Annotated in this window: 16 protein-coding genes; 6 read left to right on the top strand and 10 right to left on the bottom strand. The window is 63.5% G+C overall.

Annotated features, from left to right (window positions below):
* Positions 1-12 precede the first annotated feature (12 nt).
* Both B552_RS0118840 and B552_RS0118835 read left to right on the top strand, forming a co-directional pair.
* Positions 13-354, top strand: coding sequence for a zinc ribbon domain-containing protein YjdM (locus tag B552_RS0118840; protein WP_026035812.1), 342 nt, complete (start codon positions 13-15; stop codon positions 352-354).
* 288 nt (positions 355-642) lie between these two features.
* Entirely contained in the window at positions 643-1,071 is a 429-nt protein-coding gene (locus tag B552_RS0118835) for a hypothetical protein (RefSeq protein ID WP_019450608.1), read from the top strand.
* Positions 1,072-1,255: 184 nt separating this feature from the next.
* On the opposite strand, the gene B552_RS27720 is transcribed toward B552_RS0118835, so the two are convergent.
* Both B552_RS27720 and B552_RS29330 read right to left on the bottom strand, forming a co-directional pair.
* Positions 1,256-1,723, bottom strand: a complete 468-nt coding sequence (locus B552_RS27720) for a hypothetical protein (RefSeq protein ID WP_019450607.1) — start codon at positions 1,721-1,723, stop codon at positions 1,256-1,258.
* Positions 1,724-1,873: 150 nt separating this feature from the next.
* Positions 1,874-2,074, bottom strand: a complete 201-nt coding sequence (locus B552_RS29330; protein ID WP_245394386.1) for a hypothetical protein — start codon at positions 2,072-2,074, stop codon at positions 1,874-1,876.
* Positions 2,075-2,591: 517 nt separating this feature from the next.
* On the opposite strand from B552_RS29330, the gene B552_RS0118825 reads away from it, so the two are divergent.
* The 3 genes from B552_RS0118825 to B552_RS0118815 all read left to right on the top strand — a co-directional run bounded on the left by B552_RS0118825 (position 2,592) and on the right by B552_RS0118815 (position 6,626).
* The gene (locus B552_RS0118825; protein ID WP_019450605.1) at positions 2,592-3,227 is read left to right on the top strand and encodes a response regulator transcription factor; all 636 of its coding nucleotides are present in this window, start codon (positions 2,592-2,594) and stop codon (positions 3,225-3,227) included.
* A gap of 12 nt (positions 3,228-3,239) precedes the next feature.
* Positions 3,240-5,015, top strand: coding sequence for an ATP-binding protein (locus B552_RS0118820; protein ID WP_019450604.1), 1,776 nt, complete (start codon positions 3,240-3,242; stop codon positions 5,013-5,015).
* A 156-nt stretch (positions 5,016-5,171) separates the two neighbouring features.
* On the top strand, positions 5,172-6,626 hold the full coding sequence (locus tag B552_RS0118815; RefSeq protein WP_019450603.1) for an aldehyde dehydrogenase family protein: 1,455 nt from the start codon (positions 5,172-5,174) through the stop codon (positions 6,624-6,626).
* Between the two features lie 90 nt (positions 6,627-6,716).
* Here the strand turns inward: B552_RS0118815 and B552_RS29110 are convergent, their stop codons facing one another.
* Positions 6,717-6,884, bottom strand: a complete 168-nt coding sequence (locus B552_RS29110) for a hypothetical protein (protein ID WP_019450602.1) — start codon at positions 6,882-6,884, stop codon at positions 6,717-6,719.
* A 345-nt stretch (positions 6,885-7,229) separates the two neighbouring features.
* On the opposite strand from B552_RS29110, the gene B552_RS0118800 reads away from it, so the two are divergent.
* A complete protein-coding gene (locus B552_RS0118800) occupies positions 7,230-7,445 on the top strand; it encodes a YdcH family protein (RefSeq protein WP_019450600.1) in 216 nt (71 codons plus the stop codon).
* 77 nt (positions 7,446-7,522) lie between these two features.
* Here the strand turns inward: B552_RS0118800 and B552_RS0118795 are convergent, their stop codons facing one another.
* From B552_RS0118795 to B552_RS0118765, 7 genes are all read right to left on the bottom strand, one after another.
* Complete coding sequence (locus B552_RS0118795; protein WP_019450599.1) at positions 7,523-8,638, bottom strand: NADH:flavin oxidoreductase/NADH oxidase; 1,116 nt, start codon at positions 8,636-8,638, stop codon at positions 7,523-7,525.
* Positions 8,639-8,759: 121 nt separating this feature from the next.
* Complete coding sequence (locus tag B552_RS0118790; protein WP_019450598.1) at positions 8,760-10,277, bottom strand: DUF1254 domain-containing protein; 1,518 nt, start codon at positions 10,275-10,277, stop codon at positions 8,760-8,762.
* A 155-nt stretch (positions 10,278-10,432) separates the two neighbouring features.
* A complete protein-coding gene (locus B552_RS0118785; RefSeq protein WP_019450597.1) occupies positions 10,433-12,862 on the bottom strand; it encodes an acylase in 2,430 nt (809 codons plus the stop codon).
* A 180-nt stretch (positions 12,863-13,042) separates the two neighbouring features.
* Positions 13,043-13,675: a CDP-alcohol phosphatidyltransferase family protein gene (locus B552_RS0118780; protein ID WP_026035810.1), complete on the bottom strand. Its 633-nt coding sequence runs from the start codon at positions 13,673-13,675 to the stop codon at positions 13,043-13,045.
* A gap of 33 nt (positions 13,676-13,708) precedes the next feature.
* Positions 13,709-13,999, bottom strand: coding sequence for an antibiotic biosynthesis monooxygenase family protein (locus tag B552_RS0118775; protein WP_019450595.1), 291 nt, complete (start codon positions 13,997-13,999; stop codon positions 13,709-13,711).
* A gap of 94 nt (positions 14,000-14,093) precedes the next feature.
* Complete coding sequence (locus B552_RS0118770; RefSeq protein ID WP_019450594.1) at positions 14,094-14,558, bottom strand: DUF2127 domain-containing protein; 465 nt, start codon at positions 14,556-14,558, stop codon at positions 14,094-14,096.
* Between the two features lie 56 nt (positions 14,559-14,614).
* Positions 14,615-15,013: a hypothetical protein gene (locus tag B552_RS0118765; RefSeq protein ID WP_019450593.1), complete on the bottom strand. Its 399-nt coding sequence runs from the start codon at positions 15,011-15,013 to the stop codon at positions 14,615-14,617.
* Positions 15,014-15,133 lie beyond the last annotated feature (120 nt).

Here is a 15,133-nt window from a genome sequence, read left to right as displayed (position 1 = left end):
CAAGGATTACCGATGAGCGCATTACCCGCTTGCCCGAAATGCCATTCCGAGTTCACCTACGAGGATGGGGGGCTCTATATTTGCCCGGAATGCGCTCATGAGTGGTCGCCGCAGGCATCGGCACCGGCCGAAGCGGAAGCCAGGGTTTATCGCGACTCGGCGGGCAACGTATTGCAGGATGGAGATACCGTCACCGTCATCAAGGATCTCAAGCTGAAGGGTTCGGCCGGCACGATCAAGATGGGTACCAAGGTAAAGAACATTCGCCTGGTAGACGGTGACCACGATATCGACTGCAAGATTGATGGCTTTGGCGCCATGAGCCTGAAATCGGAGTTCGTCCGGAAGGTGTGACGGACGAACCAAAAGGAATGGTTCGTAGCGTCTGCCGCAGGAGAAGGTGCTGCCGTCGTCGCGCAAATTCATCAGTTTCTTGCCGAACGCCAACCTACCCCAATGACGCCTTGAGCGCCTGCGCAATCTGACGCGCTGGTGCAGCGAATTTCTGCCAGGGACTCTTGCCGGCCAGACGGCGCACACTGTATATTTATACAGTTGTCGTCGCACCCCGGAAAAGCTGGCTCCTGAAGTCAAGCCCGTGCGGCGCCTGCGCTTTCTCTCCCCCACCCTCGAAAGGCAATCATGTTCGTGGACCGTACCGAAATCATTAACGCCGCCAAGGCACTGCGCGCCAGCCAGGAAGAATCCAGGTACAGCAAGCTCGTCGCGCTCGCGAACAAGCAACTCAAGGCAATGCAAACGGCAATCCAGAGGGGCAAGGACGAATTCGAAACCAGACTGGTACTCGACATCAACGAAGAAAATCCGCAAGCAGCGCTGGAACCGCGCGCGCAACGGCTAGCCGACGACCTCAGAGCGCAGGGCTACACCGCAACGGTGACCACGTTTGCCGAGGTCAGTACCGATCGCAAGAACTGGACGCCGAATATCACGGTCGTCATCGGTCTTGGCGACCTGGTTTCCGAAGGCGACAACGTGATCGCGGAAAGCACGGTGACCGACGAGACGGAAGTCGCGCTGGCTGAGGCAGTTGCAAGTGAAGCGGCCTGACAGCAGGCGGGCAATCCGAGATAAGGACCAGCATCACGGGGCTTCGCGCAGGGTCGCGTGCGTGATGGCTTTTGCAACAAGGGAAATCTGCACGCGATCTACCAGCGGCACCCGATGAGGGAAGCGGCCGCCGGGGCCGCTTCCGGGCCCGGCGGCCGGCCACGGCGCTGCGTGGCGTGCGTGCTTACTGCTTCGGTGTCGGCGCCACCAGCAGGGGCGATGTCACCGGTGCGCGCAGGCCGCCGGCTTGGGTGGGGGCGGCGGCGCCGGCCTGCATTGCGGCGGTCTGGCATTCATCGGCTAGGCGCTGGCCCAAGTTATCGTTAAACAGCATGGCCTTGCTGGGGATTACAACCAGGTCCAGCCCAGAACGCGCATCGTGGAAGCGGTCCGCGCCGGTATGGGTAGCCTCGCGCGGCAGTTTGTAGTCACGGCCCTTCCAGTGCAGTGTCAGGATCGCGTCACGCTGCATGTCGCCGGCAATGTACAGTGTGTTGCCCAGTTCGCACTGCCACTTCTCGCCGCGGGGGGCAGCCTGACTGCCCGGCTTCGAGGCCGACTTGGCAGCGGTGTGCTTGGTGGCAGCCCCCACCGGTACGGTGGCGGTTACCGTGACAATGCCGATCCAGGCGGCAATGAAGAACGCTTTCATGGCTGAATGCCCCCTTCCATCGATGGTCTGACCGCCGCGAGCATGCCAGCCCGCCGCATCAGTCGCTGTTCTCTCGGATTAGCTGGCGCCGGCAACCTAGGCCAGCGCCGGCGGCGCCAAGTCGCCCCGCTTGATGCTCGCTATCGCTCTTCAGCACCTGCCTTGCTTTTCGAGTCCAGGTGGGCAGCGATCTTGGTCGTGATCACCGTGCTCGTGTTGCTGGTGCTCCTCCCATTCCTTTCGCTCCCAGTAACGATGACCATCGTAGTAGCGGTCTCCGTGCCAGCCGACAGCGACTGTCGCCGGCGGAGGTTGAGGCGCAATCACGCACGCAGAAAGACTGACCCCCATTGCTGCAAACAATGCCGCCAACGAAGCGTTTTTCATGCAAATTCCTCCTGAAAGGAAAGAAAAAGCTGGATGAACTACGCCACCTCAATGCAAGTGTCGACCACATTAGGCTTTAGCTACTCTAGGCAACTCCGCGGTAATTGCCAGAGGATGGCGATGCAGACCTTGTCGTTGTTTTCGCAACCAAGTGACATGGTGCGTACAAATGGTTTCGTCCGACCAGCGCAGGCTGCGCATCCGATCTCGCAGCAATAAACAGAGTAGTGGGCCGTTCTACGCCCCTTATCGACCCCGCAAATCGGCGATGACCCAAAAAAATACCCGCAGCCGGGAGGTGCGGGTATCCAAAGTGGTATGGACAAGTCGCGGAATCTGTCCACGTCAGCATCGTGGCACCCGCACACTGACCTGCCAATAATCTTTCTGGACTACCCCATGCGCGTGGGGCCGTGCACACATGGACAAGCGGAGCGGAATCGAGTCCAATCCTGCTTGTCTGTCGTCCTCCGCACTTCTCATGTCGCGTGCCCAGCTCCTGTTGATCGATGACCACACGCTGTTCCGCACGGGGCTAAGGCTTCTGCTGGCCGACAGCCCGAGCGTTGCGTCGATCGTCGAGGCCGGCTCCGTCATGGAGGCTGTCCAGGACCATGGCGACAAGGCTGTCGATATCCTGCTGCTCGATATCCAGATGCCGGGCCTGAATGGCATCGAAGGCATCAAGGTACTGCGCCGTCACTTTGCCAGGGCACCGATCCTGATCGTATCCGGCACGTCCGGTGTCGAGACGATCCCGCCCGAGGCGCGCAAGGATATCGCCGGCTTTCTGCCGAAATCGGCCGATCCTCGCGAGATCGAGGAAGCGATTGCCTGCTGCCTTGCAGGCGCCACGTATTTCCCATCCGAAAGCCCATGCGGCTGCCTCCCGCAGGCGCCCGTCTATGAACCGAGCCAGCTCACGCCGCGCCAGCTGGAGGTGCTGAGCCAGTTGAACCTGGGCCGTTCCAACAAGGTCATCGCCTATCACCTTGGCCTGTCGGAAAACACTGTGCGCGTGCACGTGGCGGCAATACTGGACCACCTTGGTGTGGTCAGCCGCGTGGAAGCGATTCTCGAAGCCCAGCGCCGCGGGCTGGTGCAGGCCCAGCGCTAACCCGCGCACGGCATGCCGCTGTCCCTGCTCCCCCGCTACGACGAACCGCGCCTGCTGGCGGCGCAGATGGAGCTGATCGACCAGAGTTTCGGCATTGCCATGCTCGGCTGCTCGCTTGCGGCGATCATTCTGGGTACGGGCCTGATGCTCACCGGCGGCCATCCGGGTGCCATGCCGTGGGCCGCGGCGATGGTGGTGCTCTGCGCCATCGCACATTTTGGCCGGCTTGCCGTGCCGGACCGGCTGACGGAAGCCCGCGCCGGGCTTTATGCGCGCAGCATGACGGCGATGCTGGTGCTGATTGGCGGCCTGTGGGGACTGGTGGCGTGGCTGTATCTCGATATCCGTTCGCCCGCCGTGGTGATCTGCGTGCTGTCGCTGATCGCGGGCATGAGCGCGGCCGCGCTGGCGGTCTTCTCCGCGTGCCTGCCCGTGGCCATCGGCTTCTTCATTCCATCGATCCTGCCCGTGTGGATCGTATTCCTGGCCACGCGCGACATCGCCTACCTGCCGATGTTCTTTGGCACGCCGCTTTACCTGGTGGTACTGCTGATCTTTGCGCGCAACTACTCGCGTGTGGCGAGCCATTCGATTGCGCTGCGCTTCGAGAATATCGAGCTGATCTCGCAGCTGCGCGACCAGACCGCGCGTGCCGGACAGGCCCAGCGCGAGGCCGAGAATGCCAATCGCGCCAAGTCGGTGTTCCTGGCATCGGCCAGCCACGACCTGCGGCAACCGCTGCACGCGCTGGGGCTGTTTCTTGTGTCGCTCGGACGTACACCGCTTGACTCGCACCAGCGCCAGTTGCTCGATCACATCGAGGCATCGTCCGGCGCCGCGCGCGAGATGCTCAACACGCTGCTCGATTTCTCGAAGCTGGAAGCAGGCGTCATCACGCCAAGGCCACGGCCGTTCCGGCTGCAGCCGATGTTGCACAAGCTGGAAAACGAGTTCGCGCCACAGGCCAATGCACGCGGCCTAATCTATCGCACCCGGGACACCACTGCCACGCTGTTTGGCGACCCGTCGCTGGTCGAACTGATCCTGCGCAACCTGATTGCCAATGCGATTCGCTACACCCGCGCTGGCGGCGTGCTGGTTGCCTGCCGGCCAAAGCGATTCCATGCGTCCATCGAGGTCTGGGACACCGGCATCGGCATTCCAGTCGCGCAGCATCGGGAGATCTTTCGCGAGTTCCACCAGCTTGGCAATCCGGAACGCGACCAGCGCAAGGGCCTGGGCCTCGGCCTGGCCATCGTCGAAGGCCTGGCCCGCACGATGGAAACCCGCGTGACGGTAGCCTCGGTCCCCGATCGCGGATCGGTATTCCGGCTGCGGCTGCCGCAGGCCTGGGCCGCACCAGAAGAAACCGCATTCCCCGGTAGCGTGATGCGGCTGGACGGATTGCGCGTACTCGTCATCGATGACGATCCCGCGATTCGCGAAGCAATGGCCGGGCTGCTGGCTGTCTGGAACTGCCCGTGCCGCACCGCCGAATCCGAGGAAGAGGCACTGGCCATTCTGGACGCCTTCACGCCCGACCTGATCCTTGCCGATTACCGGCTGCGCGGGCATCGCACCGGGCAGGAGGCCATCGCTGCCATCCGCGCACGCATCGGCTCGGCGCTGCCTGCCATCATCATCACCGGCGACACCGCCGCCGACCGGCTGCGCAATGTCCACGCCGGTGGCACCACGTTGCTGCACAAGCCGGTGGTGCCAGGCGAACTCCACGCGGCCATCAGCACGTTGCTGCGCGAGTCTGAATGGTATCGGGCCGAGCAATAAGCCCGAACCACATTCATGCAACAAAAACATGAATGGATCATTCCTATTAATTGGACTTAGGTCAGGCGCCCGACCACACTGCAAGGCAAAGCAGGCCTGATTCCACGGCCAACGCTCACGTCATTCCAGAACCATGACCCAAGCGAGGTGCCTTGCATGAACACCGCCCCACTATTGGACTTGCCGAAACACGACCTGCTGATCGACGGCAAACGCCTGCCGCCTGGCAACGGCGAGTATTCCACCGACATCAATCCGGCCACTGAAGCGCCTATTGCACTGGTGGCGCAAGGCAGCGCCGCCGACGTCGACACGGCTGTGCACGCCGCCCGCGCGGCGCTCAAGGGCTGGGCCGGCATGCGCGCGGCCGACCGGGGCCGCATCCTCTACCGTTTTGCCGATCTGCTGGAGGCCCACGCCGAGGAACTGGTCACACTGGAAAGCCAGGACGCCGGCAAACCGCTTGCCGCAGTGCGGCGCCAGGACATGCCCGCGGTGATCGACACCGTGCGCTACTACGCAGGCTGGTGCGACAAGATCAATGGCAGCGTGATACCGGCGCGCCCGGATGCGCTGACTTATACGGTGCGCGAGCCGGTGGGCGTAGTGGCCGCGATCATTCCGTGGAATTTCCCGCTGATGATCGGCATGTGGAAGATTGCTCCGGCGCTGGCGTGTGGCTGCACGCTGATCGTCAAACCAGCCGAGATCACGCCGCTGACGGCGCTGCGCATGGCCGAGCTGGCGCTGGAAGCCGGCGTGCCGCCGGGCGTTTTCAATGTGGTCACCGGCAAGGGCAGTGTCGTGGGCAACGCGTTGGTCGCCCATCCGGGCATCGACAAGGTGACGTTCACCGGATCACCTGGCGTTGGGCGCGGCATCATGCAGGGCGCGGCTGGCAACTTCAAGCGCGTGACGCTGGAGCTTGGCGGCAAGTCCGCCAACGTGATCTTCGCCGATGCCAATATCGATGCCGCCACGCGCGCCGCGGCGTCGGGCATCTTCTTCAACTCAGGCCAGGTTTGCTCGGCCGGATCGCGCATCCTGGCACAGCGGCAAATCTACGACGAAGTGGTGGAACGGCTGGCCACACGCGCCAGGGCGATCCGCGTGGGCGACCCCGCCGCCCCCGATACGACGATGGGCCCGGTGGTGTCCGCAGCGCAGATGAAGACGGTGCTCGACTATGTGGAAATCGGCAAGCGCGAAGGTGCCAGCGCGGTGACCGGCGGCGCACGCATCGGCGAACGCGGCTTCTTTGTGGAGCCGACCGTGTTCGCCAACGTCGAGCATGAGATGCGGATCTCGCAGGAGGAGATCTTTGGCCCGGTGGCCAGCGTGATTCCGTTCGAGGATGAAGCCGATGCGGTGCGCATCGCCAATGGCACTGCGTTCAGCCTGGCAGCGGGCGTGTGGAGTGCCGACATCGCGCGCGTGCACAAGGTGGCCGGCGAGTTGCGGGCAGGCACCGTGTGGATCAACACCTATGGCTACACCGATGTGCGCCTGCCATGGGGCGGCGGCGGCGACTCGGGCCTGGGCCGTGAGCACGGTGACGCGGCCATCGAGAACTTCACGGAGCCGAAAGCGATCTGGCTGTCGCTGCGCTAGGCGCGCAGTCTGCCAGCACCGCCAGCACTCAATAGCCACGCCCCGCCCGATTCGCACTGGGCGGGGATCTTTGTCGCCGGGACACGGCAGTCAGCCAATCATCCGCATAGGCAACAGTGCGTAGGCAACCGTCAGCGCACCAACGATTGCTGGCGACACATACTTCAGCGCAATACTCTGCGATTGCACGCCCAGATAGGCGTACATGCAGACCAGGACCATGGCGCAACCGAAGACAAGGCCGTCATAGACTTGCATGGATGTCTCCCAGAGTTCGTTCTTCGACTACTTCTGTGAAGGCGGGATTCGCATGTGGGGGCTCCCGTCTTTACTGCCCAACGCAATCTATTGAGGCCATGGTCGCGCTTGTCACCCGGACGCGACAATCATGGTAATCCCTTCGTTTCTGGCAATTTTCGATGCTGCAGCGCCGCAGATCGCGGCGCTTGCGTCACCGCTTCTGGCGCAGGCCGAAGTCAATGAGTAAATGTGCGGACGCAACGCGGCCCCTGCGTGACCATTGTCAAACTGGCCGAATCGCCATCTCCCTAGAATCTGCAGACGAAGATTCCCAACGTTTGATCCACTGCAGGAGAGTTGACGATGTTTCCGGAATATCGCGAACAGATTTCCATGCTCAAGGTGCATGACGCCCGCTTCGGCAGGTTGTTCGACATGCACAACGACCTGGACCAGAAAATCAGGAACATGGAAGCGGGGCTGGACCCGTCCACGTCAATGGAGATCGAGAGACTGAAGAAGGAAAAGCTGCGGCTCAAGGACGAGCTTTACGCGATCCTGCGCAAGACGCGCCCCTGAGGCGTCACATCGCAAATGTTGAAAGGCAGGGTCAGCCCTGCCTTTTTGTTTATGCCCGGCTGACGCCGACTGCCAGCCTACCGCTGGCCGAAATTTGCATCCCTGAACAACTTTTCCAGCCCGCGTGGCTGCGATCGCCAGTACTGTTTTGGCGCATCGACACTCGCACCAAGCGTGGCCGCCGCATGCCACGGCCAGCGCGGATCGTAGAGCATGGCGCGCGCAATCGAGATCACATCGGCTTCATTGTTGGCGATGATCGCTTCGGCCTGCTCCGCTTCGGTAATCAGACCGACCGCCATCGTCGGCAGGCCCACTTCCGCCTTGACGCGCTGGGCATATGGCACCTGATAGCCGGGGCCAAGCTTGATGGCCTGCTGCGGTGACACGCCTCCGGTGCTCACATGCACCGCGGCGCTGCCGCGCGCCTTCAGTTCGTGCGACAGCGCGATGGTGCCGTCGATATCCCACCCGTTCGGCACCCAGTCCGTTGCCGACACGCGCATCCACACGGGCCTGTCGGCCGGGAATGCTTCGCGCACCGCATCGAACACCTCCAGCGGAAAGCGCATGCGGTTCTCAAGGCTGCCGCCATATTCATCAGTGCGGTGATTGGCAATCGGCGAGAGGAACTGGTGCAGCAGATAGCCGTGCGCGCCATGCACCTCGATACCTTCAATGCCGAGGCGCGCTGCACGTTTTGCTGCCGCGACAAAGTCGTCGCGAATCTTCTTCATGCCGGCGCGGTCGAGCGCAGCCGGCAGGGCCTCACCGTCGGCATGCGGCACTGCAGACGGTGCAACGCTCTGCCAGCCGCGCGGCTGGTCCGGCCGGATCTGCTTGCCGCCATCCCAGGGCACATGGCTCGATGCCTTGCGGCCCGCGTGCCCAAGCTGCATCGTCAAGGCGATCGGTGAATACCTGCGCACGGCATCGACGACACGGCCGAGCGCGGCTTCGTTTGCATCGTTGTACAGGCCCAGGTCGTCCGGCGTAATGCGGCCCTCGGGCGAGACGGCCGTGGCTTCGATGATCAGCAGGCCGGCGCCGGACAACGCCAGATGGCCAAGGTGGATCATGTGCCAGTCAGTGGCGCAGCCTTCGTCGGCCGAGTACTGGCACATGGGCGCAATGGCAATGCGATTGGCGAGTTCCAGATTGCCAATCTTGTATGGATCGAAGAGATGGGGCATGCGGGCAGTCCTTGCGGGGCGTGGTGGTCCGGGCGATTGTAGTCGCCGTTGGAAAGCCCTGCTGACCCTGCCGCCGGCATGGATTACCACCCATGCCCCGCGTCGGCCGCCTTGCGTGCGCCTACGACGCCTCGACGATATCCTCAAGCTTCCACTGCTTGTCGAACCAGGGCTTGAGCGGCCCGTAAAGCCGGAAGATCGTGAACCAGCTCTTGCCCGGGATCGTCTGGATCCAGTTCCCGGACTTGCCGGCCGGGGCCTGCGGGCCGAAGTAGATATCCACCGACCCATCGGCATTCTTCGTCAGCGACTTCTCGCTGGACAGGCTTGGGAACTGCTGGTCCGTCTGCAGCATCGAGCGTGTCTGCGTGTCATAAACCACCACCGACCAGAAGTCCTTGGCTGGCACGTTCGCCGGCACGTGCATGCGGTAGGTCTTGCCGCCATCGAACGGATTGCCTGCGGCATCCAGGTTCGAGGCGGCATACTGCGAGCCGATGCCCGGCATCGCCACGGCCATCGCCGGTGTATCAATCGTGGCCGCGTAGAAGAACAGTGTGCGCGCATCGAAGTTGCGTGCGCCGTTATTCAGCCACTCATAGCTGCCGCCGATAAACGGCGTGGTCCAGCGCCGGTCCGGGAAGATCAGCGAGGCCTTGTCGCGATTGCGGAAATCTATCGCCCGCGCCGACGCGTTGCCCACGGCCACCGAATCGGTCAGGATCTGCTTCATGCGGTCATCAGGCGCGAACGGTTTGCCTTTCTCCATGCCGATGGCCGAGAACAGACCGGTCATGTCGGGGCCATAGGCACCCGCCGGTTCTTCCTGGATGATCTGGTTGACCTCCTCGAAGAACTTGAAGTTGTTCGCGTGGACGGTGTTCATCACCTTGCCGGACAGGTTGATGAACTTCGTCTCGGGCGGACGCGCCGCATCGGCCAGACGATAGACCCTGAGCCCGGCCTTCAGGCTGGCCACGCCCGGTTTCGGATCACCATGCTGCATGAAGGCGCGGCCGAACAGCAGGTTGCCGTAGGTAGGCGACTTGATGATGAAGTAACCGCTGGACGGCAGCGTGCCCTTGTAGTCCGGCGGCACGAACAGGTACTTTCCGCCCTTGCCCTTGTCCGGTCCCGCATTGCCCATGTCGGTGACATAGCGGAACCAGAAGTCGTCCACCACCCCGAGAATGTTCGGCGGGGTTTCAACCACCACCGGCCCGTCCTTGAGGTCCATCCAGTTCCAGAAGTAGATGGTTTCCGAATTCGCCGTCAGGTACAGCGATTTCGAGTCCATCAACTGCTCGTAGACGCCCACCGTGCTGCCAACCGCGCCGACACTGCGCAGGCCGGTACGAATCGCGACCAGGGAGGCGCCGGGCACACCGTTCAGGAATGCCTCCACCCCACGCGAAAAGTCGAGGTTGTCAAAGACCTTCCGTGCCGTCTCCGGCGTCGGCACGCCGTCGAAATACTCGAGCCTGCCAATGCGCGTATCGACCGAAGATGGTGTGGTGATCTCGGGCGGAATCGGCGTGGTCATCCGGTAGGTCGACGGCGCCTGCTGCGTCGAGCATGCGGCAAGGCCTGCGCCCAGCAGCACCAGGCAGCCGAGTTTGGCGGAAGCGGAAAGGGACACGGGAGACGGCTCCATTGGTGACGGGTACGAAACCCGCAACATAGCGCAGCCACCCTGCCCCGTCGATTTCAAAGTCTTTGGCGCCGATATAAGGAATTTCGATGCACGAGGTTTCGATGACCCGCCGCAACGCGGCGGGTCATCCTTGAAGCGTCTTACTGACTCAGCTTCGTGACGGTCAACTGCGGATCGGCGGCGATGGCCTGCTCCGAGAACGGCAGCGAGATCCAGCGCTTGGCCGAGAACTGCTGCATCTGGTCCCAGGCATGCGGCGACGCCGGATCGACCGACTGGCCGTAGACCAGCAGCGCCTGCGCCACCGGACCGTTCGCGTCGAAGCCCACCGTCTGCACATAGCTGGTGCCGAAATACACCTGCAGACCATCCGCGGACACCGGCTTGCTCGTCAGCTTGTTCAGCACGCCTTCGTACTCCTCGCCACCGTGCAGCGGGATCAGGCCCTTCGGTGACCGGGCTGCCTGCACTTCGCCGAGCGGCGCATCGAGCGCGAAACCGGCCTTGTGCATGGCCGCCACGGCGTCCTTGAGCGCCTTGATTACCGCGGTGCTGACCGCCGGGTCCTGCATGTGCAGGCCGCGCGGCGTGTTGACCGGATCGTCCGGGTTGAACGCGACAGCATAGACGTGCGGGATCACGTGGGCGCGCATCCAGAACTCGCGGAACAATGGCGCGGCACGGCTTTCCAGGTTGCTGCGGCGGTCCCACTTGCCCAGCGCCGTACAGCCGTCGCGCAGTTCGCTATCGGCCTGCACGGCCTTGGCGTGACACGCGCGCAGCAAATCATCGAGCACCAGTTCCGAGGCCAGGTTGCGGTCGCGGAACAGCACAGCCTGCAGGCTTTCGATATCGAAGCGGTTACCCGGCAGACCATCGACACCCGACAGACGCTTGCCGATTTCCATCAGGCCTACGCGCGTGCGCAGGCGCTGCGGCACGGCCTGGGGGCCAAGCACCGGCGAGAACCCTTCCATCTTCTGCGCCGGATTGGTCAGCCAAGAACTGTCGTTGCTGTTGGCCACGAAGTCGTCGCGCTCCAGCACAGGCATCGCCGACGGCGGCACCAGGCCCGGCACCGGCGACGCCGGATCGACCGTCCAGTTGCAGGCGCTGCGCGAGCCGTCGAGCAGCACCATGCCGGTACCCACCATCAGCTTCTTCGCCAACATGGCGCCATCGCCGGCCGGGGCGCAGCGCTGCAGCATCTGGGCGGAGACATTAGGCGTGACCGAGACATCGGCAAACAGCGCACGGCCCGAGCGGTCGGTAGCGATCGTGTTGACCCAGGGAATGCCAAGGTTGCCCACCGCATTGCGGATCTCGCCAACGTTATGCGCGCGTGCAATGTTCAGCCACGTGTCGATCGAACGCATGTTGTTCTGATTGGCATCGCGCAGCGTGTAGGCCTTCTGCGCGGTCCACGGCAGCCCTGCGGCAGGCATCGACACTACCGGGCCGTACTCGGTCATGTAGAACGTATGCGAGCGCTGCTCGGTGCGGCCGTCGGCCAGTTTCGCCGAGTAGGTGACCGTCTTGGTGGTCATCTTGTGCGGCTTGCCGTCAATCAGGTAGGTCGTGGGGTCGCCATCGGCCAGCTTCAGTTCGAACAGCGTGAAGCGGCGCGCCGTGGACACCGTGTGGGTCCAGGCCACGTCCTTGTTGAAGCCGATGCTGATGATCGGGAACGACGCGATCGACGCGCCCATGACGTCGAGCTTGCCCGGCACCGTCAGGTGCGCCTGGTAGAAGCGGTTGGTCGTAGTCCACGGAAAGTGCGGGTTGCCAAGCAGCAGGCCGGAACCATTGGCGGTGGCCGACTTGCCGAACGCCCAGCCGTTGCTGCCGATCGGCGGATCGAGCAGTTGCAGGTCACGATTGACGGCATCGAAATCGATCGAGGCGACGTCCACCTGCGCGGGCGCTCCAGCCGCTATTGCGGCCGTTGCAGCCATTGCGGTCTTTGCAGCCTGCGGCGGCGCAGCGGCGACAATGCCGGCCGCGAGCGCTCCAGCGCTGGCCTGGATGCTCTTCTCTTCAGCCAGACGCGCCATGTCGATGGCCGTGATCGGCCGCACCCACGCCGCATCGCGGCACGCGGCGGGACGCTTCGACGGCGGCGTATCGCGCAGGTAGCGGTTATAGCCGGCGATATAGCCACGCAGCAGCTCATGCGCCTCGGGCGACTGCTGCGCGGCAGCGGCCTGCAGCGCATCGTCGTCGATGATCGCGCGGAAGAACGCGTCGGCATCGGCATTGCGCATCGGCTTGAACGAGACTTCCGTGCTGCCATCCGGCCCGAACGTCGCGGAACGCTCGCCGCTGACCGTCACCACCTGATTGGCCATCAGGCAAACGTTGTCCTGCGCAAAGGCATAGGCCATGCCGAACGCCACGCTGGCGTAATCGTTGGCGCGGATATGGGGAATCCCGTAGGACGTGCGGCGAATCTCGGCGCTGAGGCCCTGGTCGCTCCAGTTGCCGTTGCCGGTGGCGCAGCCGCTCAGGGCAGCAGCCGCCAGCGTGGCCGTGCCAAGCACGACCGCACCGCGCGCAATGCGTGGGGTCATCTGTCTCTCTCCTGTTTTGCTTTGTTGTCGTGGCGGCAGCGGGCAGGCCGCTTTCCACCAGCAGCAATGGTCAGGCAAACCGGGGGATGACAGATAGAGCTATTTTCGCCAGATGGCGTGCCGATCCCGCCAGCCACAACTCTCGGGCTCGGCGGCGGGATCGGCGACTCGCAAAGGCAGTCAGAACTTTGGGATGCGGAGGGTCTTGGAAATCATCAACGACCCCGACAGCACGAACAGCAGTGCCATCGGATGCAGCGTTCCCGGGCCGATGTCCCACGCCCCGCCGACCAGTGCATCGCCAATACGGCCATGGGACGCGCACCAGGCCAGGATCGCGGTCAGCACCACGCTGGTCGGGATCGGCGTGCCTTCGAAGTATTTGACCTTGCCGGAATCTTCAGCCAGCGTCTCGGCCGTGACATTGAAGCGTGCCAGACGGCTCACCCCGCAGCACACGAAATAGATCAGCGCGGCCAGGTCCCAGCCGCCACGCATGCCGGCCGCAAATGCCAGCGTGGCCGGGCCGACTCCGAAGGAGATGATGTCGGACAGCGAATCGAGTTCGCGGCCTAGCGCAGAGTGCGCATGGCGCCAGCGGGCAATGCGCCCGTCGAGCACGTCGAAGATGAACGCGGCAGGCGCCAGCGCCGCCGCGATGTAGAAGTTGCTGAGCGACGGCTCGGCAACGAAGAACATCGCAAAGAACACCGAGCCCATGCCGCACGCCGCGTTGGCCAGCGTGAAGAAGTCGGCCAGTTGCAGGTCGCGCAGCATCGAGAAATGCCGGGGACGCTGTTGAGGGGTCGACATGCGCTCTGCTCCTTCGTCAGGTGGCACCGCCACTCACAGAACCGTGTTGACGTGATGCACCTGCGGCGGCGCGGCGAAGCAGTCGCTGACAAGCTTGCGCCATTCCTGGAAGTTATCCGACTCGCGGAAGTGCACCATGTGGTCTTCCACGGTCTCCCAGGCCACCACCAGCGTGTAGCGCGACGGCTCCTCGATCACGCGCTGCAGGTTCATCGCGTGGCAGCCCCGGGCGCTCAGGAACAGCGGCTTGGCCTTTGCCACGCCGGCTTCGAACTGCGCTTCCATGCCGGGCTTGATCGTGATCTGGGCAATTTCATGAATCATGATGGGTCTCTCTGGTTTCTTGCTGGATGAATGTCTGACCGGGCGCGGAGCCGCGCCGCATGGCGTCTACCTTAGCAGATTCGTGCGCCCCTGCTCAGCCGCTGACCTTGTGCCTTGCAAGGCTTTGCACGAGGTAGACCACCACCAGCGCATTGGCAATGGCCAGGCCGATATGCAGCCAGGTAGGATGCCGCACCGCCTCGTAGATCTCGACGGGAATATAGATGCCGCCGGACCACACGCCGATCCAGTTGCCCCAGGCAAGCCCCTTCCACAGGCCATAGGCCTCGGCAAAGCGCATCACTGCGTACACGGCGGCAGACCCGCCGATGGCCCAGAGGCGCCCGTCGGACGGATTCGCCAGCAGGGAAAGAAAGATGGTTGGATAGTGGCTGGCCGGGTTGACATGAATACGGGTGATGATGGCCTCGGCCAGGGCCTGTGCATCACGGTGCAGCAGCGCCATCAGGCCAACACCGGCCAGGATGACGAGCGCCCCCTTGGCGGCCTCGAACAGCGCGATACCCTTGAGTCCCAGTGGTGATCCGGAGTGAGCCATGGCGAAATCGGAGAAGGTGTCGAAGTCGCCATTGTGCTGTCATCCGCGCGCCGGTGCTAGCGTCCCCCCTCGCGCTCGACCATCGGGCCGCTGGCGCTGATGTGCCCCGCAGCCTCAAGGGCGCCATTCACGGTCAGCGGCCCATCGACATACAGATCGCCACGCACCACCATCGTCCCGTGCACCGTCAACGGGCCATGGAACACCTTGAGGAGCCCGGCCTCCGGCGGACGCCCATATCCGCCCGGCGACGCGAACCAGTCCGCCGTCAGCGGACCGTTGGCAAAGACATTGCCGTCGACCCTGAGTGTGCCGGTGATGGTTGCCGGCCCTTCAACCCGAGCCGATCCGCCAACGACGATGGGGCCAGTAGTGGCGGGCTGGGCGTCGGCGTGCGGTGACAGCGTCATAGCGAAAACGATTGCAGCGGCGGCCGTAATCAAATTCGATCTCATATCGGCCCTCCAAAACAAAACTGGCGCGGGTTTCCAGTGTAGTGCTCCGAAAACGCCACGCCAGCGTGAAATTGCCAATTGTTACTCCCCTCTCCCGCACTGCGGGAGAGGGGTTGGGGG

It is taken from the genome of Cupriavidus sp. BIS7, from assembly GCF_000292345.1.
Lineage (GTDB): Bacteria > Pseudomonadota > Gammaproteobacteria > Burkholderiales > Burkholderiaceae > Cupriavidus.
Note: the sequence above shows the minus strand (reverse complement) of the source record. Positions and strands in the feature narration are given on the sequence as shown.

Bases quoted from the DNA above. Each gene is read 5' to 3' on its own strand.
- B552_RS0118840 (WP_026035812.1), top strand. From the start codon at position 13: ATGAGCGCATTACCCGCTTGCCCGAAATGCCATTCCGAGTTCACCTAC.
- B552_RS0118835 (WP_019450608.1), top strand. From the start codon at position 643: ATGTTCGTGGACCGTACCGAAATCATTAACGCCGCCAAGGCACTGCGC.
- B552_RS27720 (WP_019450607.1), bottom strand. From the start codon at position 1,723: ATGAAAGCGTTCTTCATTGCCGCCTGGATCGGCATTGTCACGGTAACC.
- B552_RS29330 (WP_245394386.1), bottom strand. From the start codon at position 2,074: ATGGGGGTCAGTCTTTCTGCGTGCGTGATTGCGCCTCAACCTCCGCCG.
- B552_RS0118825 (WP_019450605.1), top strand. From the start codon at position 2,592: ATGTCGCGTGCCCAGCTCCTGTTGATCGATGACCACACGCTGTTCCGC.
- B552_RS0118820 (WP_019450604.1), top strand. From the start codon at position 3,240: ATGCCGCTGTCCCTGCTCCCCCGCTACGACGAACCGCGCCTGCTGGCG.
- B552_RS0118815 (WP_019450603.1), top strand. From the start codon at position 5,172: ATGAACACCGCCCCACTATTGGACTTGCCGAAACACGACCTGCTGATC.
- B552_RS29110 (WP_019450602.1), bottom strand. From the start codon at position 6,884: ATGCAAGTCTATGACGGCCTTGTCTTCGGTTGCGCCATGGTCCTGGTC.
- B552_RS0118800 (WP_019450600.1), top strand. From the start codon at position 7,230: ATGTTTCCGGAATATCGCGAACAGATTTCCATGCTCAAGGTGCATGAC.
- B552_RS0118795 (WP_019450599.1), bottom strand. From the start codon at position 8,638: ATGCCCCATCTCTTCGATCCATACAAGATTGGCAATCTGGAACTCGCC.
- B552_RS0118785 (WP_019450597.1), bottom strand. From the start codon at position 12,862: ATGACCCCACGCATTGCGCGCGGTGCGGTCGTGCTTGGCACGGCCACG.
- B552_RS0118780 (WP_026035810.1), bottom strand. From the start codon at position 13,675: ATGTCGACCCCTCAACAGCGTCCCCGGCATTTCTCGATGCTGCGCGAC.
- B552_RS0118775 (WP_019450595.1), bottom strand. From the start codon at position 13,999: ATGATTCATGAAATTGCCCAGATCACGATCAAGCCCGGCATGGAAGCG.
- B552_RS0118770 (WP_019450594.1), bottom strand. From the start codon at position 14,558: ATGGCTCACTCCGGATCACCACTGGGACTCAAGGGTATCGCGCTGTTC.
- B552_RS0118765 (WP_019450593.1), bottom strand. From the start codon at position 15,013: ATGAGATCGAATTTGATTACGGCCGCCGCTGCAATCGTTTTCGCTATG.